A 20543-nucleotide genomic window follows, 5' to 3' on the forward strand; every position below is an offset into this window, starting at 1 on the left:
GCAATCAGCGGTCGAACGCCCAGTGGCCGGATGGAGTGCGTTTGATGACGCCGATTTCGCTGCTTGCTTCGAAGACGCGGCGCACCTCCTCGTCGCTTGGCCGGTGATCGAAGTGGATGTCGTTGCGGACGTTCGAGATGGATAACGCGTCGTCTCGGCGGGCGTGGCGGAGTATCGACGCCCAGATGCGGTCTCTCGTGGTGGGCTCGCGGTCCATACGTCTGTGTGTGTGCCACACATCCTTTGCTGTTCGGCATGCGAGCCAATGGCGCGTCAGCCGGCCGCGTTCCCGCCGGACACGAGACGTGCCGTACAGAAGCAGGGGTCAGTGGCGTACACGAGCCGGCCCACATGGGGACGGTTGTGCGGCGCTTCCGTTCGTCCACAGCCGTACGGCCAGTTCCCGCGTTCTGTAGACATCCGCTGAAGCAGCGCGCAGCACGGACTCCACGGATCTCGACGCGCGAAGGCTGGCATCGACATCAGTGCTGGCTGTCTACGGTGTGATCCATGTAGCCCACCCGCTGGGAGGGCCACAACTAGAACCACCAGCCGATAGCTGTCGTATCAACCCAGGAACGAGAACGTTTAAGATTTGTGTGGCGTATCACTGATACATGGGACCAGAGACGGTGCTTCTCGCGGGGAAGCCCGGGGACGAGGGCCGTGGAGCACAACTGGCGGAGGCCGCAATCGCGGTGGCGGAGCCGGCTAATGCTAGGCTACTCGTCGCACAGGTGTTCACCAGCGACGAATACGAAACCACCACGAAGAGCCTCGGGCTGGACACCGAATCCGAGATCACACCCGAACAGATCGCAGAGAAACACGGGACCTTCCGTGGTATCGTAGGTCGGCTTGACGACGCGACGGTCGACTACGAACTCCGGACGGCTGTCGGCCCACACGCCGACACCATCCTCGATCTCGCGTCGGACGTCGACTTCGCAGTCATTGGCGGCAAGAAGCGATCGCCAACCGGGAAAGCATTGTTCGGGTCAACAACACAGGAGGTTCTCCTCTCTGCACCGTGCCCAGTGATCTATGTTCCGGATCAGCTAGCTGAGCACGACGCCTAACCGCCGAGCGGTGATCGCGGCCCCGTTGCATGATCCTCGCCCGGCGTAGTTCACGCAGCGGTGGTGGCTGTCTCACCAGAGCAGGTGTGGCCAGACGAACTTGAACAGCAGCCAGATTAGACCGGTCAGTACCACCGTCATGATGACGTTGAGAACAACGCCGGTCCGCAGCATGTGGCGTTGTTTGATATACCCACTCCCGAAAACGATCGCGTTCGGCGGCGTTGCAACCGGTAGCGCGAACGCAAAGCTCGCTGCGATCGTGCCGGCGACCGAGAGAAAGATCGCGGTCTTGAACTCGGTGAGGCCGAGTGTGGCCGCGAAGACACTACCCAGTCCGATGAGAATCGGAACCAGGATGCTGGTCGTCGCCGTGTTGGATGTCATTTCGGTGAGGAACACGACAACGAGCACGACCACAGCGATGATGAGCACGATCGGCATGCCGGTGAGACCACCGAAGATCGTGGTTGCAAGCCACTCGGTGGTCCCAGTATCCGCGAGCGCTCGTGCGAGGGTGATGCCACCCCCGAACAGCAGGAGCGTCCCCCAATCAATGTCGACGAGTTCGTCCCATTCCATGGTGTCTGCGAGGACCAACGCGGGGATCGCTGTGACACCGACCAGGACATAGTAGAGAAGGCCCTGGTGGCCTTCAAGACCGAAGACAGTCATTCCACTGCCGCCGAACAGCGTCGTCGTCCAGATCGACGGGAGATACGACTGCAGGAACGATCCCAAACCACCTAGAATCCAGAGCCCAGCGGTCCCCGTGAAGACGACCGCGACTCGTCGGCCTCGTGTGGTGAGCGCGTCCTCGTCTTCGAGGTACAGTTGCGCCTGTCGTTGCGCTTCATCGACGTCGTCGATCTGTGGCGGGTACAGAACGAACGTGAGGACATACCAGACGAGAGGAAGTGTGATGAGTACGACTGGGAGGCCGATCAACAGCCAGTCAACGAACCCGATTTCGTAGTTGAGCGCCGCGTTGAGTTGGCCAACGAGAACAGCGTTTGGTGGAGTGCCGATTATCGTTCCCACACCGCCAATGCTGGCTGCGTAGGCTGTTCCGAGCATCATCCCGATCTGCATATTGGTGAACTCGTCGGCTGGCCCAGCCGCGGCGCTGTCGGCAGCCTGTTCCGGCGCCGTTTCACTGGCCGCTTCCCCTGCAGAGGCGACCGCGTCGTCGCTAAGCACTTGCGAGAGAACGCCAACCGCGATGGGCGTCATCATCGCGGTGGTGGCCGTGTTCGAAACCCACATCGAGAGGACGGCCGTGGAAACCATGACGGCCCCGATCAACCGTCGCGGCGAGCTCCCCATTTTCGCCATCGTGTACAACGCGATTCGGCGGTCGATGCCGTATTTCTGAACGGCGTTTGCGAGCATAAACCCCGCCATGAACAAGAAGATCAGGTGGTCAGAAAAGCCAACGAGGGCTGTGTCGATGTCGTCGTAAACCCCCGTCCCGGTGAGGAGGATCGGGATCGTCAACGCAGTCACGGCAAGCGGGAACGCGCCCGTCACCCACATTGTACCGGCAAAGAACATCGTCGCAAGCGAGTACTGGCCGGCCAGGGAAAGGCCAGTCGGAGACGGTGCAAGCGCGATGAGAAGCGCGCCAAGCGTCGCAATGCAGAACGTCACGAGCCGCTGCTGTGCGTCGTTCAGGTGCCGACGTATCATTGATACACAGATGCCCGATCTTTCCTAATTAAACATAGTGATCTCTTACAGTGCGCCGGTACCGTAGCCAGCACCGGGGCTGATCACACGATGTCACTCAGAAGTTGTGGACGATCGCAGCGATCTGCTCTTCGGTGAGTTCAGTCGCATACAGGTCGAAGAGAACCCGGCGGCGATCCATCGAGAGCGCACGAGTTCCGTTTTCCAACATCGAGAGATGCGCCTGTACGAGATCGGTCACCTCTCGTTCCACCTCGCGCTGCTCATATCCGGCAGCGACCCGGAGGAGCCGCCAGGCCACTGTGGAAACGTCCTGTAGTTCGTTGTCGGGTAGGATTTCCGTCTCGTCCATTCCACTCGGTCACTCCTGACGTTCTATTTCTGCCCTACTACCCTTTTCGCACGCACTCGCTGTGTTCTCGATCCGGGCGAGCAGAAGTTCAACAGTAAGGTGGCTTGCGGATGATCGAAGGCGGTTGGTGACTGACGTCACCGAAATCAGATCACAGGGCGAGATGATACTGATACGGAGTTTTTCTATGCAGGGACTCAGCGATAAATCAAAGCGATTTGTAGGGAGTTGGGGCTGCTTCTTCGTGAACATACTGATTAGATAGTGTGGGTTCCAGAACAAACCTGTTCCACCTCAACGCACCGAGTCATGTAATTTCGTGCGCTATCATTAGACGGAACACAGGTCAATATGCACAAATATTTTGTAACTGGTTAATACAGTTTACATGTGACGTTGCGGACTGAGAACCTCGGGAAGAGGTATGGGGAAGACAAGTGGGGCATCCGGGATGTCTCGCTACAACTTGACGACGGAATTCATGGCTTATTGGGACCAAACGGTGCCGGAAAGTCGACGCTAATGAACGTTCTCACGACGGTGATGGAGCCGACAACCGGCACTGCCTACTGGCAGGGCGAAGACATTACCACATCACCAAACGCCGTCCGGTCGGTTCTCGGCTACCTGCCCCAGGATTTTGACGTATACCCCGACCTGACGCTTGAGGAGTTCCTCGAATACATGGCTGCACTCCGTGGCCTCGATAGTGAGACTGCAAGCGCGCGCATCGAGGAGATGATCACCCTCACAAATCTGAACGATGTTCGAAGCCGGAAGCTCAAGGCGTTCTCCGGCGGGATGCGCCAGCGGGCTGGCATTGCACAGGCGTTGCTCAATGACCCAGATCTGCTCATCGCTGACGAGCCAACGGTTGGACTAGACCCCGAAGAGCGCGTTCGACTGCGAAGTGCGCTGTCAAACACTGCGGACGGACGTGTCGTCATTCTCTCGACGCATATCGTTCCGGACGTAGAAGCAACTGCGAACAAGATCGCTATTTTGGATAACGGCCAACTACTAACACACACCGGCGTTGAAAACCTCGTTGAGCGGGTCGCTGGAGAGGTCTACGAGTGTCTCGTGCCACGAGCCAACGTATCGACACTCCGCGAGCAGTATCAGGTCTGTAGTACGGTCCAGCGCTCGGATGGCGTTGCAGTCAGACTGGTTGCCACAACACCACCGACAGACAACGCGACTCAGGCCGCCCCGACGCTTGAGGATGCGTATCTGAAAACGATCGATCAGCAGCCCGGTGTCTAGGATGCGGCGACTCTATCACATCGCACGGGCGGACTTCCTACAACGGATCCGCTCGCGTCGCCTACTGGTTGTTCTTGCAGTTATCGCGTACGTTGGATACCTCGTTAATGTCGGACAGATTGAGCTGGCGTATCAGGTCACTAACGCAGGTGCCACGACGAATTACGGCGGCGTGAACACGGCAGCATTCATCGGGCTAAAGGCTGGGTTGACTGGGGCGGCGGTTGTTCTGTTCGGTGGATTTTATCTGATGAAGGACACGCTCGCACGTGACCACCGATACAATATGGATCAACTGGTCGCCAGCAGCTCGGTTTCAGGTCGAACGTATCTCACTGGGAAGTGGCTGAGCAACGTCGCGCTCGGCGTTGTTATCCTCCTCACGCTCGGATTTGCAACGGTCGTCAATCACGTGGTCCATGGCGTCGGACCAACGAAGCTTCTTCCATTACTAACGCCGCTGTTCGCGTTTGCGCTCCCGCTGTGTGCCCTCGTTGGTGCTGTCGCGCTCTTCTTTGACACCGTCAGCCGTCTGAACGGGACACTCGGCAACATCCTTTATCTGCTGCTCGTGGCGTTGGCACTCAGTACACTGGCTATGGCACAGAACTCGCTACCAGGGGCGATCCCGCTCCAATCACGGGTAGCCGATATAATGGGGCACATGTCTGTATATGAGCTAACGGCTGACGCGCTGCTGGCTGAGGTTCCGAGCTATAGTGGCGGCCTTCCATCGGTCGGGGCGCTCGCCGGCGACCAGACGTTCCGATACACGGGCGGAAATTGGCCACTCTGGGTCTACCTACAGCGTATCGTTGTGTTCATTTCTGCCATTCCGATCCTGGTTGCTGCGACGGTGGCTTTCGACCGAACACCGTCAGCCGAATCGTCTGACAGTTCGGGGTGGATCCCACGACTCGTTGAAGCCCTGCCAACGGTCAGCGACGAAGATAACTCCGTTCGAAATGACGCAGCGCCATCAGCAATCGATTCCGTGTCACTTACAGCCGTAACTGATCGTGACGCTGGCGGATTTATGCGACTCGTCGCTGCGGAGGTTCGGCTCGCACTTCGGGGGCAACCATGGTGGTGGTACATTGGGGCAGTCGCCCTCTTGGGGAGCCCAGTTGTACTGCTACTAACTGGGAGTTCGTCGGGGAGCACGGTCTCATCTGCACGCCGAATCTTGCTCCCGCTTGCGCTCGTATGGCCGATCTTCGTCTGGTCGGAGATGGGTGTGCGGACGGACAAGCACGGGATGACGAGCCTGGTGTTGTCGTCGAAATACGCACACAAGCAGCTCATCGCGGAATGGGTTGCAGGCGTTGTCGTCGCGGTAAGCGTCAGTGGTGGGCTTCCCGTGTTGTTTATCGGTGCTGGCCACCCCGAGCTACTCCTCGGGTATCTCGGTGGGATCTCGTTCGCACCATCGTTCGCCATTGCGGCGGGGATCTGGACTCGCTCAGGGTGGCTGTTTGAGATCGTCTACCTGATGATCTGGTACGTCGGACCGCTCAACAGTGCCGTGCCAGCTGATTTCATGGGTACGACAGCCGAGAGCGTTCACGCGAGAGTCCCGCTCATGTTCGCTGCCCTGAGCATCGTCTTGCTCGGTGCCGCAATACTCCGTCGCCGAGCAGAGATCCAGTAACCAACCACTTAAATAATATGGCTAGATCGGAGCCAGCAGTTGATAAGAGATGAGTGGTTGACGACTACGTTGTCACTAGCTGATTATGTACCACGGAGTTGGGTGTACGCCTCGGCAACAACTCCGATAGCGAGCAGTGAGAACAGGGCGACATTGAGTCCAAAAGATAGATACAAAACTAGGTCGGGACCGACCACGAAACCCATCAGAAGAACACCGAACGAGAGGATGATTGAGCAGATCACACTGGCGACAGAGAGAGCAAACAGCAGGCCGAATACATCGAGCCAATGGCCACGAGTAAGCGTCCAGCTGTCTCGGAAAGCTGAAATGAAGCTTTCGTCTTTGTCAGCAATGTAAATAAACGTAAAGACGAGCGCAGTGTAGGCGATAACTCCCGGCACAATGAGGAGTACCGTACCGGCGGCGACGAGTAGGACAAAGACGAGGCCGCCGAGAAGCGAATTGATGACGACGTAGACGATGTTCCGTGTATAATATTCTCGTGGAATCGTCTTGGTGCGACCACCAACGAACGTTCGGACTGCAACAATCGCCACGTACTGGAGCGCTAGTAGTGAGATCACTGCGCCGATCATGACGAGTACTGGTGCGGCGTCGATAGTAGGGACTCCCTCGACTGATGTCCCGGCCCAATCAGCGACAGCGCTGTAATAGAGGAGCTGCCAAACGAATGCGAAGACAGCGTAACTAAGACCTAATTTTAACCCATTACGGTTCGCGACGCGACGAACTCCGCCAGTGAGTGAGGACCCAATATTCAGAGACATTAATCCATAGTCATAACTCCCTGTATAAGCCTGTGTCGCTTGTGACGTAGACTAACCGAGACGATAATACAAGCTCTAAAGTGTTCGTACATAGCATTCTGTCGACCCTCGCAAGGCCGGTGGCCCAACCACAGTTGATGGCTAGGTTGAAGCTACCACTGAACGAATGGGAGTTCGGGCGCATCGAGGGCGACGAACTCCGAGACGAACTCCGTTGCGGGCGACTCATACACTTCCTGTGGGGACCCAACCTGCTCGAGGCGTCCGTCGTTCATCACGGCAATGCGATCACACATCAGCATCGCCTCCTCTTGGTCGTGGGTAACGTAGAGACCGGTGACATCCAGCTCCGAGAGAAGCTGACTGACTTCCGCACGGAGTCGAGCCTTCAGTTTCGCGTCCAGCCCCGTCATCGGCTCGTCGAGGAGCAAGACGCGTGGCTCGATGGCGAGTGCGCGGGCGAGGCCAACGCGCTGTTGTTGGCCACCCGAGAGTGTCATTGGGTCACGGTCGGCCAGATCATCGATGCCGAGCATGTCGAGGAGTGCGTGAGCACGTTCCCTGCGGTCGGCTCTCTGAACGGCACGCATTTTCAGTCCGAAGGTTACGTTCTCGATGACCGTCATGTTGTCAAAGAGGGCGTACTCCTGGAACACTAGCCCGACGTTTCGGTTCTCCGGTGGAACGTGTGTCACGTCTCGGTCGTCGAACGAGACTGTGCCGGTGTTTGGTGTCTCGAAGCCTGCCACAGTTCGCAGCGTCGTCGTCTTCCCACAGCCCGAAGGGCCAAGCAGGCCGACGATCTCGCCGTCCCCAACGGTGAGCGAGACACCGTCGACGGCGGTCGTTTCGCCGTACTGCTTCCGGATCGAATCGAGTGTGACACGTGCCATTGATCAGCCTCCAATGTCGAAGCCGCGCGAGCCAACCTGCTGGAGCAGGAGTGTGATGGCGACGATGATACAGAAGAACATCGACACCGCGGCGGCAGCCTTGGTGAACGAGCTGTTCGAAATGTGGCGCTGCAAGAACAGCGCGAGCGGTTGGGTGCCTTTCGCCCAGACGACATACGAGAAATTGAACTCTGCGGCCGCGAGCGTCCAACAGATGATCGCGCCGGAGACGATCCCCGAACGGGCGTTCGGAACGATCACGGTAAAGAACGTTCGAGGCCAAGACGCGCCGAGCGAGCGTGCCGATTCCTCCAGGCGTCGAAGCGGCATCGACTCGAACTCGCTTCGAACAGCCATCACCATGAACGGTGCCTTCAGCAGCGAATAACCGACGATGAGCCCAACGCTCGTGCCCGAAAGATCAGGGTAAGCTCGGAGGAACGCCACCCCGAGGATAACTCCGGGGACCAGCGGGAGGACCGAGATAGCGTTCACCCATTCGTCCCCGCGGAACCCATAGCGTGCAACGGCATAGGCGATTGGAACGCCGACAACCAGATTGATCAGCACGCCACAGAGCGCAAGCCCCACGCTGAAGATCAACTCAGACGGCACGGCGAGTCTGTACCCACTGACCGAGACGAGTGTGTCCCAGCCCATACTGCGCTGAGAGCCAACTGTCTCCGCCAGCCCAAGCACTTCCCGCCAGTTCTGCAGCGTTACGAACCCCGACGGGAGGACATCGCTCCACTCGCTCGCGAACGAGCCGACGAACGTGAGCAGCACTGGCAGCACGAGCGAGGCAACAACCAACAGCAGCGTTGCCGTCACGGCTCCGCGACCGAACCGCCGAGACGGGGCAAGGCTCACAGCCCCACCTCCGCGTCGGTGTAGCGGAGCCCCAGCGCTGTGAACGCAAACGTGAACGCGAAGTATATCGTTGCCATCGCGCCGGCAACTTGAATGGTGTACCCCGAGCCGAGTTCCCGGGCGATCTGGAGTGTCCAGACAACGACCGCCTGAATGATGATCAGCGTCCCGAAAATCGCGAGTCCGGTCCGGAACGTGAGTATCAATGCCCCAGTGATCCCGGGCCGAATCTGGGGGAAGGTGACGTGCCGGAACGTCTGCCACGGGGTCGCGCCCAGGGATTGGGCCGCTTCCTCGGCCGCATGATCGATCTCAGCGTACGTGCCCCGTAGGATGAGTGTTGCCCGGGGAATCATCGAGTAACAGAACGCAACGAACAGTCCCGGTGTGCTCACAGCGATAGCGAGATCGATCGCATCCCGACCAGTAACCATCGCAACGATGTTCGTCACTAGCCCGTTGTTCCCCAACGTGACGAGAATCATGAACGCCGCGACAATGCCTGGAAGGCTGATCGGGAACGAGACCAGCGTGACGAGCAGGCTCTCACCGGGTAAGTCGTACTTTTCGAGTGCATGCGCGATGGGGATCGCCAGTCCAACCGATGCGAGCGTCGTCGCCCCAGACAGCCACAGCGAATTGACCGCGATGCCGCGATAGTACGGGTCCGAGGCAAGTGTCTCGTACGCCTGCAGCGAAAACCCGACGGACTGATACTGGTCGACGGAGACGCTGATACGGACGACCTCGGCCAGCGGATAAACACCAGCAACCACGAGCAGCGTGGCGAAAGGCGCACACAGTATCACAATCCGGCGGCGTTCCCGGTCGCGTTCAGTAGTTGGGTCGACCGCCATGTCGACACATCTCCGCAAACGTGAGCCGGCCGTGGTGGAGTGATCGTTGGATGCCGCCATCAGATGGTCGCGCCACGAGTGATCTCCTGGATGATCTCGTCTTGCTGCTCGACGAGCCGGTTGTAGTCCACCTGGAACTCTGTTCTGTCGTACTCCTCGCTGTCGATGAACTCGTCGGGCAACTCCAGCTCCGACGAGCGAATCGGCCGGACGTAGGCGTCGAGGAAGTGTTGCTGCCCTTCCAGTGAGAGGACGTAGTCCATGAACAGTTTCCCGGCTTCAGGGTTCGGGGCGTCTTCCAGCAGCGCGTAGCCGTAGGGCATGTTTATCGCCCCCTGGTTCCCGTTTTCACCTTCGAGGACCGTGACACCGACGTCCTCCTCGTCTATTCCGGTGTTGTTGTACTTGAGATTAAGTCCGGAGTAGTCGTACCGGATGAAGGTTGAGTACTCCCCACTGGAGAACTGTGCAAGGAAGTTGTCGGTGAACTCCGCCCCGCCGTTCTGTATCGTCTTGTAGTAGTCGATAACTGGCTGGCAGTCGTCCATTGAACCGCCGCGGGCGTTGTTGATCGAAAGTGCTGCCGCAAGACCGACTGCGGATTGGGGTGTCTGGAGCGCGAGATCCTGCATGATCTCGGGCTGGAGGAGGTCCGCCCAGGTTGTCGGCGCAGTGAGGCCGCGTTCCTCGTAGATGTCTTTCCGATAGGTGACCGCAGTCGTGACACGCCGTGTGGCGGTCACGTGGCCGTCGGCTGTCTTGAGTGAGTCCGGCACCATCTCCCATCCGTTCGGTTTGTAGGGCTGCGTGAAGCCGTCGTTTTTCGCAATGATCCCGTAAGTGTACCCGCCGTTGTATCCGGAGTGAGTCATGTCCCCGGAGTGGGATCGCATGTGCTGCAGTGCCTCGCCCGACGAGCGGTCGTCGTCGTGAACGGCGACACCGTACTTCGACTCGACGTTGTCCATGATTGTCGGCCAGTTCATCCACCCTGACTGCACGCAGTAGAAGTAGAGCATGTTTGGGAACGCAGACGCACTGATCTCCGTCTGAAAGTCGTCATGGCCGACAGTGTACATGCCAGCATCGGCCGAGCTATTCGCTCCGTCATCGCCGCCTGACGTGCAGCCGGCGAAGCCACTGAGGAGGGCTGTCGTGGATGCGCCGATGAACGACCTTCGAGTAGTTCGCATCAGTCGACATGTCCGAGTACAATCAAAAAACGGTTGCTAAGAGTAGTACGTGAGGTTCTGGACTGCCACCAACGCGTGTGTGTGAGTATAGTTGGCACCAGAGCCAGTCTGGTTGGGATACCGATTTCAGCCATAATCCGACGCTGAAGATTCATCGAGGGGGCAGTCACAGCCAAGCAAAGGCTTCACTGCAGAGGGTATCGACACCTGCCAGAACGTGTTTGTTGGTCTGAATTTGAGCGCCACCGCAGTCCCACGATTGTGGTTGGAGCCGAGTACGGGACAGCGTTCAGAAGCCACTCTTGCAGGCCAACGGAGGACAGAACGAGAACACGACAGAGGTCTGCCGGTCGGCTATCCACACGCTCACGACACTCAGACAGGCACCGACAGCCGTAGTCAGGTTTTTCCTCCACTAAGAATGTGAGATATAACTCTATGACACGCAAGCACTGACGATGATCGCTGCAGCAAGTGCCACGGCCAGTGCGTCTGTTATCGCATTCGATCCGCGCGTTCGTTGTTTTCGACGGTGACTCTTCGCTGACGACGCGGACCCGAACACCGTCTCGTCCCTCTCGTTGGCCCCGGTTGGTGAAAGTGCCTACAGAAGTGTGGCCGGCGACTCCAGTCAGAAGTCTGCGTGGACGTCGCCCCGTCTCCGTCGCCCGACTCATGTGAGATGGGGTTCTTCTTCGAAGAGCGCGCTGGCAGTCCCGATGTATGGACAGCCCGCCCCACACCAAACTGATCGCCAGGAATGTGCATCGGTACGGGCAGTGATACTGTCGGAATGTCGGAGTGGCTGGCTGCGTTGTCCCTCTGCCGTCCAGCGTTCAATGGCTGTTGAACCAATGCATACATCTAACCATACCCCGCTTCTTGACGGAGATGGCGAGAATGTCATTGCTCCCCTCTTCACGCTCGGAGTCTGACTCGTCCCAAGACGGGGCACTCCGGATTCTCGATGTCGACGATGATGAAGCAGACGCAGTGTTCGACGCACTCTCCTCGAAGACGACGCGAACAATGCTCTCGGAGTTGCATCGAACCCCACGAACGCCGGCTGAGCTCGCCGAAACGACGGATACGACGGTGCAAAACGCGATGTACCACCTCGAAAAGCTCGAAGACGTCGGTCTTGCCCGCGTTACGGAGACGGAGTACTCCTCGCGTGGAAAGGAGATGTGTGTGTATGCGCCCTCGGAGCACCCGGCTGTGGTGTTCATCGGCACCGACGACCGAAAATTGAGTTTGATCGCGAAGCTCAAGCAGTTCCTCGGCGCTGTTGGAGTGCTTGGCGTTCTCGCCCTCGCCATCGACCTACTCAAGACGGTCGAACAATCCGTCGGAAACCACGTAGTGAGCCCGCGCACCACCGTTTTCGCGGCAGCCACTACGTTCGTCACACTCGTCATCTCCAGTCGGTCAGCCAACGGTTCGGCAGCCGATCACGCCATCACTGAAATCAATCCAATGAAACGAAAGACCCTCCTGATGACAGTCGTCCTGCTCACCGGCATCTGTGTAATGCCGGTCGCTGTCGCGTACAGTCCCGCCGTCTCCGGCGAATACATAACTTTGACGGCACCCGCGTCAACGACTGCCTCCGCTGCGAATGCTGGCGTTCCGGATCTCGCTAACGAAACCGTTACGATCGTCGTTAGTGGTAGCAGTCCTACTGTTCGCGAAGCCGTTTCCCAGCAACTGGGGCAGTCGTTTCAAGATCGCGGTGCAACCATCGAACAGACGGACCGAATTCAGGACGTTTCCGGTAGCCTCTTTGCTGTCGAACTCGCGGACAGTCGTATTGATGCCGGACGGCTTACACTGACACCGTCCGCAAATCTGACGGCGTACTTCACGTACGTTGAGTCCGGAAACGCCACTGTTGCAAAGTCAGTTCTCACCCACGAACGAGTCTCGGATCGCGGCCCACCGATCTTCCGAACCGAATTGGAGGGACGGGCTGCCGTTGGTTCGATCTCGTTCGAACGTGGTGATGGCTGGATTGTCGATTCCTTGAACACGATCAAGCGTGGGGGTGTCAACCCTGCCGCGTTCAAGCAGGATGTTGGGACAGCGGTCGCGAACACGACGATGCGCAGGGCATTCGACGACCGCCTCTGGACGTAGCCCCTGCCGTCAGCCCACTCAGATTTCAAGACCCATCCAGCTCGGTGGATGCTCGACAAAGCCTGTTCCAAGCCACAACTGTGGGATGTAGATCGATCAGCTGCCTCGGCTCCTGCTCTAGGGCGATACGTCGAAATCCGAAGTGACAGACGGTACTCTGCCCGTCTGAAATTCGAGAACGGAGATACCTTTTATCGAGGACATAGTAATCATAGCTCCTGCATATCGGTTGCGATGAAGTCGTCCTGCGAGTGGGTTGTGATTCAACGCCGGGTTAAAATGGGTTGGTACGTGCTCCCGAATTGTGCGTTCTCCCCGGGTCAACCTCGTAGCACTCGTCGCAATCACCCTCCCGGTTAGAGCCCAAGCGCGGCTTCATCCGCGTCAACCACCGTTGGAAGTGACCGAATACGTGGGTGACTGAGATAGAACACCGCGAGCACAATGTGGGTGCCGCCGACAATGTAGAGCACCCCCTGGCTGGAGATTACATTAGCGGCAGCACCACCGACAAGCCCTCCCAGTGGCATCATGACTGAGGAAAGCGTTCTAGTGAGCGATGAAACCCGGCCGAGAAGTGAGTCGTCCACCGCAGACTGATACATCGAGCCGTATATCACATTGAACGCGCCAACGGGAAGCACGGCCCCGAACAGTAACGCCATGGTCGGGATCGAGCCGGGTATCATCACGGCGGCAATCCAGAACACACCCGCAGTGAGATTCGAGCCGACAGCGATTTGGCCGACTGTGTATCGTTCGATGTACGAAGCGACAGCAGCACCGGCTAGATTGCCGGCACCCATCGCGGCCATCAGAAATCCGTAGACAGATGGGCCCCGATCGAGTTTGCGAACGCAGGGAGGACGACGTTGACAGCCACTGAGACGAAGTTCCCGAGCATCATGCCGAGGAGAATAACGGAGAGTGCCGACCCTCTGACGTAAGCGATGCCGCCACGGAGGTCAGTGAGGTAGCTGTCGTCAGTGGTAGCGTCGTCACTGGCGCTGGACTGGTCGTCTGTGGTGTTCGTGGAGTTCGTGGTGGTGACGCCGAGGAAGAGGACGCCTGCGAGTACGAAGGTGGTGGCGTCAATGGCGAAGAGTGCGATTGCTCCGAGGGCGGATATTAGAACCCCGGCGACTGCGTTTGCTATCATACCGACGGTCCGGATCGACGTCGTGAACATGGAGTTCGCGCGAGTGAGTTGCTCGCTTCCGACTATTTTCGGAAGGGCTGCGTTCTGGGCGGGGTACACGAAGCCATTGATGAGATCGAGAATTGGCATGAGGATGAGAACCCACCAGACCGTGAGGTGGCCGAGTGTAGCGACGAGTGGGACGATGAGGACACCGAGTGCATTGGTCAGTTGTGTGCCGAGGAGGATCGGGCGGAGATCCCAGCGATCGATGAGTGGCCCAACGAGGAAGCTCAGGACGTTGGGGACTTGCAGGAGGGCAGCGGCGAGTCCCGTGTAGAACGTGGAGCCCGTGAGGTCGTACACGAGCCACATGGACCCGATATAATACAGGCTGTCCCCTGCGTCGGTTATTATTCGGCCGGCGAGTAGTCGGGCAAACGTTGTATTGGCCAGGAGATCGGAAAAACGGGTCTTAGTGAGTGGGAGTTGGAATGGCATGCACGAGAGGGGTGAGGTTTCATCGGGGGAAATACGTTAGCAGACACTCGTTTCTGTTACCTGAGTTAATTTAGTGTGGGTGGATGCACTCAACGACGCTCCTCGGCCACCACTTGCCCGGATTCGTCGACAACCAACGCAAGGACCTCCCCGTCGACAGCGTAGCTCACAGCCCCACGCCACGGGTCCCGAGAACGGATTCTCGCTGCTCCGCCTCCAATGAGCAACTGACTGTGCCACCAGTTTTCATGGAGGTTGATGTCGTGCTCGTAGAAAAAGGACACAACAGCGGGGTGATTCGCATAAGCCCACATGCCGGTCGCGGTTGCAGTGTTCATGCAGTCCACGCAGTCGGCCTGGAGCACGAACTCGTGGTTTTCGTACGCCACATCTGTCCGCCAAGAATGCTCCATGGGCCCCGCGCAGTTCGGACAGACACCGTTCGTGATCAGGAAAAACTTGGCTTGAATCCAGTACGACGCCGTCGAGACCAGCGCGCTCTCATCACGATCATCAACCGCCCCTGGGGGCAAATCAACCCGAGAGATCAAGTAGTCACACTCTGTGCACGTGATCCGGAACGCGGAATCGGAATACGACGCCGTGAGCTCCGTATCACACACCGCACACCTGAACCCCGCACCGTATTCGGGGACGCGTCTCTGTTTCGTATATGTGCCATCTAGAATGGCACCGACGACACTGCGACCGGCATAATTCAACGTATACCCGTCTTCCGTTTCTCGCACGAAGACGCCCCTGAGTTCCCCGAGGTGATAATTAAATTGGCCGCTGTCAGTGATTGCCGCTGTGTCTCGGAGCTCGGAGAACGACGCTGGCTCGTTGTCGAGTTCCCACAGGGCTTGGACGATACTGATCCTGATGTCATGACCCAACAATGCAAACGCGTCCTCAGGAGAGATCGCCTCAGTCGAAGCACCATCCATGCTCGTCTAAATGCGCATAAGTCAGCAGGAGTTATATTTACGGTCTACACTGACAGTGCACTTGGGTTCGGAGGCCGTGTCTCGTTGATGGGATCGACGGAGTGCACAGTGCGGGCGTACCCACAGTCACCTGCCCATGGATCGGAGTGTCGACCCGAGAGGGATCAGCTGCACAGAGTCAGTGAAGCGCCGACAGCGGACTGCGAGGAATGCAGTGGAGGCTACACGGCAGGGGTCAGGTGCCCGATGTCGTAGTAGTAGAGCAGGAGGTTCTTGTCGATGTCATCCCGGAGATACTCGTCGATCACCGCCCGGAGGTCCGCTGCGCGCTCCGGGTCGCGGCCGAGAGCATTCAGGTATGCGGGGCCGAGCTCCGCACCGAAGCGCGTGTTGGTGAGTTCGGCACCGTCCCAGAGCGTTGGCTCCGTTTCGTAACCGTACGCGCGTAGTGCCTCCTCCAGACTGGGCCACTTCTCGTTGCGCTGATCAGCCTTTGCCTTTCGGTCGTCGTGAAGCAGGTCGAGGTGGGTGGTCGGCGTATCGAGTGTCGGTCGAGACGTCTGGACGCCATGATGAGCAAGCCGGTCATCGCAGAAGCCGAAGTCGAAGTCACGACCGTTGAACGTCACAAGGAACTCCGCACTAGACTCGTCGAGGATGTCGTACGCCGCCTGCACGAGAGCGGGTTCATCGCGATCGACAGTACGATGCAGGATGTGGGTTTCAGCGCGCTCAACAGCCGTCGCCCGGTCGTGGACAGCGATCCCGATCGAGACGATTTCACCCTCGGTCGGGTCGTAATGCGTCGTCTCAATGTCGAAGCTCGCGATGTGCTGGTACTCTGGATCAGAGCGTGAGAGCTGCATCTACCCAGTTGTGGGAGAGGGCGTGCATAAATGTCTGGATGGCAGTGACTCTAGTTCAGTGACACAGCGGGCTCGCGTGGACCCCGTCGGTTAGTCTTCGTCACGCAACTGTGCCAAGGCAGCGTCCAGCAGCTCAGTGGCAGCGGTGCGATGGAGTGGTTCGTTTTGGTTCCCGCATTGACTGCTCATCAGGCAAGCGGGGCAACCGTCTGTCCGTCCGCAGTCACACTGGGCGATGCGTTCGCGGGTACGTTCCGCGACAGCTTCGAAGTTGTCGTAGATGCTGTGCGCGAACCCGACACCGCCCTCAACGGCATCGTGAATGAACCAGACGGGGGATTCGACCTCCGGATGGGCTAGTTGGGAGAGGCCGCCCAGATCGTCGTTATCGAGGCGTAGCTCTAGTGGGGACATCTTGATCATCCCGTGCTCGCCACCGTGAAGCCCACCAGCCAGCGTGTATTCGCACTCCCCGAGCGCCACGAAGTCGCTGTCTGCATCCGGGGTGAGGTAGTCGTTGGTCGGGACGGCCGCTCTCACGCGGTCGATAATACGGTCCGGGAACGAGATCCACATGAGTTGCGTTCGAATCGATATCGGCGGCAGGTCGATCGGCACCATCGGCTCCTCGACCGTCCCCTCAAACATATCGACGACGTTGTACGCGCTGTAATCGGTGACAACGCGCCCCACCCCAGCAGCTAGCTGATAGCCGTTCCCGAGGGATCGAGTCCGGTCGACCGACAGGTTATCGATCGTCTTCGTGTGGATGGCTTGCGTGTAGTTCCGCGTGTTCGTCGACTCGACTTCCACGTACGGCCGGTACGTATCCTCAACGACCGCTTGGACCTCGTACTGCTGGCCGTCATACACGACGATAGCCCCCGGGTGGTACTGGCGGTACACTCGTTCTTTGTCCAGTGGCTCCATATCGATCTCGCCGTCGGTTTGGCGAACCTCGTACTGCTCGCCCGAGGTCGTGTAAATCGAGATCTCGCTTTGGGGTCGCGCGGTCCCGCTGTACTGCGCGCCACGGTCGAGACTCCCGCCCATCTGGCCGGCATCCGCCCACATCTCGACCGCGCGTTCAAGCCGGTCCTCCGGTCCGAACCAGTCAGCGTCCGCACGAGTGAGCGGTCGCTCGGACGCGGCACACAGGACGTGTTGCGCGAACACGGGATTGTTTGAGAGGGTTACAACCGCGTCCTCGATGTTATCACCCAGCAGATACGCCGGGTTGTCCAGGATGTACTGGTCAACGCCATCAGTTTCGGGGACGTACACGGCGAGTGAGTTCGACGTGCCGCGGCCTGCGCGCCCGATACGCTGCCAGAACGACTGTCGCGTCCCGGGATACCCCGAGATGACCGTCGCGTCCATCGTCCCGATGTCGATACCCAGTTCGAGCGCGCTTGTCGACACGACCCCGTCGACCTCGCCGGCCCGCAGGGCGTTCTCGGTGGCTTCGCGCTTGCCCTGGCTCAGCCCCGCGTGATACGGCGCGTACTCGGTGTCGGTTCTCGACGCCGGATGCGCGGATGCGTTTTCGATCGCACGCTTCACACTGATCTCCGTTCCCTGCCGGGAGTCCGTGAACATCAGCGTCTGCATGTCGTGGTTCGTCAAGTGAGCGAGGACACTCGCGGCTTCGCTGGCCGTGCTCTTCCGCATTGCGGGCAACGGGGAGTCACCGACGGTGTCAACGACGTCGCCGTCGTCCTGGAGGGGCGGCTGCCAGAACGCGATCTCGCGTCGCCCATGCGGACTGCCGTCGTCGGCGATCACATCAAACGCCGCCCCAGTGAGCAGGCGCGCATGCTCGGCTGGGTTTCCGATCGTCGCGGTTGTACAGACGAGCTGTGGGTCGGCACCGTAGTGGTCGAGCAGCCGTCGAAGCCGCCGAATCACCCATGACACGTGCATTCCGTGAACGCCGGAGTACGTGTGTGCCTCGTCGATCACGACGAGCTCGCAGTTCGCAAAGACGGCGCGCCACTTCTGGTGGGCGTCCAAGTACTGATTGATGCCCGCGAAATTCGAGATCGGCACGTCGACCCGCTCGCGGATGATCTGTTTCCTGTCTTGGTCAGTGTCGCCGTCGTACGTCTCGGCTCGGGCGTCCACGCCGAGCTGATCGAACAGCCCATTCAGTGCCTCTTGTTGCCCGGCACTCAACGCCTTCGTCGGGTAAAGGAACAGCCCGCGGGCGTCGGGATTTTCCAGCTTTCGGAGCGCGAAATATAGGGCGTACACCCACGTTTTCCCCGAAGACGTGGACGTGGCGACGCTCACATTCGAGCCGTCCTTGAGCGTCCGTAGTGCTTCCGCCTGGTGTGTGTACAGGTCGTACTCCAGCTGCTCGGCTAGCACGTCCGGCAGCACCTCACCTGGGGGAACCGTGTCGGCGTCGCTGGCCGCCTGGACCGCAGTCTCCTGTAACTGCTGCTCGTACTCCGGGAACGACTCCGCAAGCGATTCAGCGTCCAGCACCGTGTTCGACGATCGAGTTGATTCGTTGCTCATCGTGAGAAGTCCGCAAGGGTTCCCTGTGTGCTCTCCGTGCCCGCTGACTGTGTGCTCTCGCCGGTTTGTGCCATCAGCGTCTCCGTGTCCGCGATGCGGTCGTAGACGTGGACGAGCGCTCGCACGTCGTCCTCGCAGTATCGCTTGTGGCGCTCCCACTCTAACTCCGTCTCCGGACCAGGGTTCTCGGCGTACCGTTGGAACCGACGCCCGACAGCCCGCCCAGTCAGTCCCGTCTCGCTGTCCTCCCAGCCGAGCGCTGATGCAACGTCCGCGAGCTTGTTCGTAATGCCCGGCAGTAACGCGTTGTTCTTCGTCACTGCCCAGTGGTAGAGGTCGAATTTAGCGGTGTTCGCCCACGTTTCGTTGTGTTCGGGACAGTGCTCGGCGACGTGCTCTTCGATGACCGGGAAGTCGAACTGCCAGCCGTTATACGCGACGATTGGTCTGTTCCGGCCGAATTCGGCAAGCCAGTCCATGAACGCGCGGAGCGCCGCTGCCGGTTTCTCCGGGTCAGTCTCGATGAACGGAATGAACCGGTCCCCGGACGCCCGGGTTACCACGCCAATGAGCCAGACCATCGTTGGATTCAGGCCGTCAGTCTCGATGTCAATGAATATCGGCTCGCGTGACGGAAGCGACTCGTCCGGCGCGACTCGGGCTTCGCGCTGCTCAACGACCTCGGCTGACTCGACGATCGTCCTCGCGGTTTTCTTCCCGATGCCGTCAAGCTGAGCGATTTCGTAGACTTCTGCCTGTGCCAAATCTGCCCGCGATCGAATCTCCGCGTTGTTGAGCAGCTCCGCGCGTCGGTGCCCGACGCCAGTGACGGTTTCAAGCCCGAAATCACTGAGCGTTCGCGTCTTCACCAGCACAACGCCGTTCTGCCGGAGTTCGAGATGTGCGACGCCCGCCGTGGGCGTGCCCTGTTGCTCGTTTGCGCCCGGCATCACGCCCTGCACCGAGATCCCAGCCCACTCCCCGCGGTACGATGGGTTCGCACCCGTCGTCAGATGTACCACTTCATCACCGGCCCCATCTAGTGCGTCTTGGTACGCTGATAGCCCGCTAAGCTCCGTTTCGAGCGCCGTGAGATTGATCGAAACGGAGAGCAAGTCTGAGAGCACAAACAACTCCGACTGACGCGCTCCGAGCCCGTCTGCTGCGAACGCTGCAAGTTCACTCGGCGACGTCACTGTGACCAGTTCCACGTCGTTCTGGGGCGTCACGCGCTCGGCGCCCCGCGACCGCGGGTTGTGGTACGCAACCGTCACGGAATCCGGCACACAGTCCCGAAGGAAATGTGTCTGATTTGCCTGCCGTGTGTACAGCACGTCCGTGTCGAAGTACTCGACGATATCCGCCACTTGCGACGCGGAGCAGCGGTTCGTCGCCGCCCCCGAAAGCACGGTCAGCCCGATCACGGTAGCCACCCATCGTTGAGCCCCCCGCTAGCATGCATGTACAGTACGGTATTCACGCAGCCAGCATAAACATCAGCCCACGTTGGCTGCGTGGACAGGTGCACCACTGACCCCGGTTCGATCGCGTGGCGTAGCTGAACGCTGTGGTGGTACACCACCAGTCCGGTTTCGGGTTGGGTCTCGATAGAGCAGTACACAACTGCCGAAAACAGGGCGTTCGCCACGATGATGTAGATGAGACGGCCGAGGACGTGGGCGGTGGAGATGACGATTGGTCCGAAAGACCAGCGCAGCCGGGCAGCAAGCACACTAACTGTTGTTGATCCGAGATGGAGCGTGAGGCCGGAGGGATGTCGAGAGCATCGTA

18 protein-coding genes are annotated in these 20543 nt (G+C 59.2%); 4 read left to right on the top strand and 14 right to left on the bottom strand.

Going from position 1 to position 20543, the window contains the following annotated elements; all coding sequences use genetic code 11:
- Positions 1–4: 4 nt before the first annotated feature.
- Positions 5–217: a hypothetical protein gene (locus JT689_RS00810; RefSeq protein WP_049892723.1), complete on the bottom strand. Its 213-nt coding sequence runs from the start codon at positions 215–217 to the stop codon at positions 5–7.
- A 400-nt stretch (positions 218–617) separates the two neighbouring features.
- Between JT689_RS00810 and JT689_RS00815 the strand changes: the two genes are divergently transcribed.
- A complete protein-coding gene (locus JT689_RS00815; protein ID WP_012289653.1) occupies positions 618–1079 on the top strand; it encodes a universal stress protein in 462 nt (153 codons plus the stop codon).
- 72 nt (positions 1080–1151) lie between these two features.
- On the opposite strand, the gene JT689_RS00820 is transcribed toward JT689_RS00815, so the two are convergent.
- Positions 1152–2768 (bottom strand): DASS family sodium-coupled anion symporter, encoded by a 1617-nt coding sequence (locus JT689_RS00820; protein WP_012289654.1) that lies wholly within the window; start codon positions 2766–2768, stop codon positions 1152–1154.
- A 97-nt stretch (positions 2769–2865) separates the two neighbouring features.
- A complete protein-coding gene (locus JT689_RS00825) occupies positions 2866–3120 on the bottom strand; it encodes a transcriptional regulator (protein WP_049892725.1) in 255 nt (84 codons plus the stop codon).
- Between the two features lie 390 nt (positions 3121–3510).
- Here JT689_RS00825 and JT689_RS00830 point away from each other — a divergent pair, with 390 nt between their 5' ends.
- Both JT689_RS00830 and JT689_RS00835 read left to right on the top strand, forming a co-directional pair.
- Complete coding sequence (locus tag JT689_RS00830) at positions 3511–4386, top strand: ABC transporter ATP-binding protein (protein ID WP_012289656.1); 876 nt, start codon at positions 3511–3513, stop codon at positions 4384–4386.
- 1 nt (position 4387) lies between these two features.
- Complete coding sequence (locus JT689_RS00835; protein ID WP_012289657.1) at positions 4388–6037, top strand: hypothetical protein; 1650 nt, start codon at positions 4388–4390, stop codon at positions 6035–6037.
- Between the two features lie 83 nt (positions 6038–6120).
- Here the strand turns inward: JT689_RS00835 and JT689_RS00840 are convergent, their stop codons facing one another.
- The 5 genes from JT689_RS00840 to JT689_RS00860 form a co-directional block, all read right to left on the bottom strand.
- Positions 6121–6828 (bottom strand): hypothetical protein, encoded by a 708-nt coding sequence (locus tag JT689_RS00840; protein WP_012289658.1) that lies wholly within the window; start codon positions 6826–6828, stop codon positions 6121–6123.
- 152 nt (positions 6829–6980) lie between these two features.
- Positions 6981–7721 carry an ABC transporter ATP-binding protein gene (locus JT689_RS00845; protein WP_012289659.1) on the bottom strand — a complete coding sequence of 247 codons (741 nt, stop codon included), beginning with the start codon at positions 7719–7721 and terminating at the stop codon, positions 6981–6983.
- Between the two features lie 3 nt (positions 7722–7724).
- Complete coding sequence (locus JT689_RS00850) at positions 7725–8552, bottom strand: ABC transporter permease subunit (protein ID WP_012289660.1); 828 nt, start codon at positions 8550–8552, stop codon at positions 7725–7727.
- A 35-nt stretch (positions 8553–8587) separates the two neighbouring features.
- Complete coding sequence (locus tag JT689_RS00855; protein WP_049892729.1) at positions 8588–9448, bottom strand: ABC transporter permease subunit; 861 nt, start codon at positions 9446–9448, stop codon at positions 8588–8590.
- Between the two features lie 59 nt (positions 9449–9507).
- Positions 9508–10641 (bottom strand): extracellular solute-binding protein, encoded by a 1134-nt coding sequence (locus JT689_RS00860; RefSeq protein WP_012289662.1) that lies wholly within the window; start codon positions 10639–10641, stop codon positions 9508–9510.
- A 993-nt stretch (positions 10642–11634) separates the two neighbouring features.
- Between JT689_RS00860 and JT689_RS00865 the strand changes: the two genes are divergently transcribed.
- Complete coding sequence (locus JT689_RS00865) at positions 11635–12777, top strand: helix-turn-helix domain-containing protein (RefSeq protein ID WP_229373317.1); 1143 nt, start codon at positions 11635–11637, stop codon at positions 12775–12777.
- Between the two features lie 356 nt (positions 12778–13133).
- On the opposite strand, the gene JT689_RS12390 is transcribed toward JT689_RS00865, so the two are convergent.
- The 6 genes from JT689_RS12390 to JT689_RS00895 all read right to left on the bottom strand — a co-directional run bounded on the left by JT689_RS12390 (position 13134) and on the right by JT689_RS00895 (position 20176).
- Entirely contained in the window at positions 13134–13592 is a 459-nt protein-coding gene (locus JT689_RS12390) for a hypothetical protein (RefSeq protein ID WP_049892731.1), read from the bottom strand.
- Positions 13592–14416, bottom strand: coding sequence for an MFS transporter (locus JT689_RS12395; RefSeq protein ID WP_012289666.1), 825 nt, complete (start codon positions 14414–14416; stop codon positions 13592–13594). The genes JT689_RS12390 and JT689_RS12395 overlap by 1 nt, the downstream gene beginning before the upstream one ends.
- 89 nt (positions 14417–14505) lie before the next feature.
- Positions 14506–15363 carry a helix-turn-helix domain-containing protein gene (locus tag JT689_RS00880; protein WP_012289667.1) on the bottom strand — a complete coding sequence of 286 codons (858 nt, stop codon included), beginning with the start codon at positions 15361–15363 and terminating at the stop codon, positions 14506–14508.
- 221 nt (positions 15364–15584) lie between these two features.
- The gene (locus JT689_RS00885) at positions 15585–16229 is read right to left on the bottom strand and encodes a ribonuclease H-like domain-containing protein (protein ID WP_012289668.1); all 645 of its coding nucleotides are present in this window, start codon (positions 16227–16229) and stop codon (positions 15585–15587) included.
- A 90-nt stretch (positions 16230–16319) separates the two neighbouring features.
- Positions 16320–18752 carry a DEAD/DEAH box helicase gene (locus JT689_RS00890; RefSeq protein WP_012289669.1) on the bottom strand — a complete coding sequence of 811 codons (2433 nt, stop codon included), beginning with the start codon at positions 18750–18752 and terminating at the stop codon, positions 16320–16322.
- The gene (locus JT689_RS00895; RefSeq protein WP_148265526.1) at positions 18749–20176 is read right to left on the bottom strand and encodes a ribonuclease H-like domain-containing protein; all 1428 of its coding nucleotides are present in this window, start codon (positions 20174–20176) and stop codon (positions 18749–18751) included. The genes JT689_RS00890 and JT689_RS00895 overlap by 4 nt, the downstream gene beginning before the upstream one ends.
- Positions 20177–20543: the final 367 nt, after the last annotated feature.

The sequence above is a fragment of the Halobacterium sp. GSL-19 genome (genome assembly GCF_016917855.1).
Lineage (GTDB): Archaea > Halobacteriota > Halobacteria > Halobacteriales > Halobacteriaceae > Halobacterium > Halobacterium salinarum.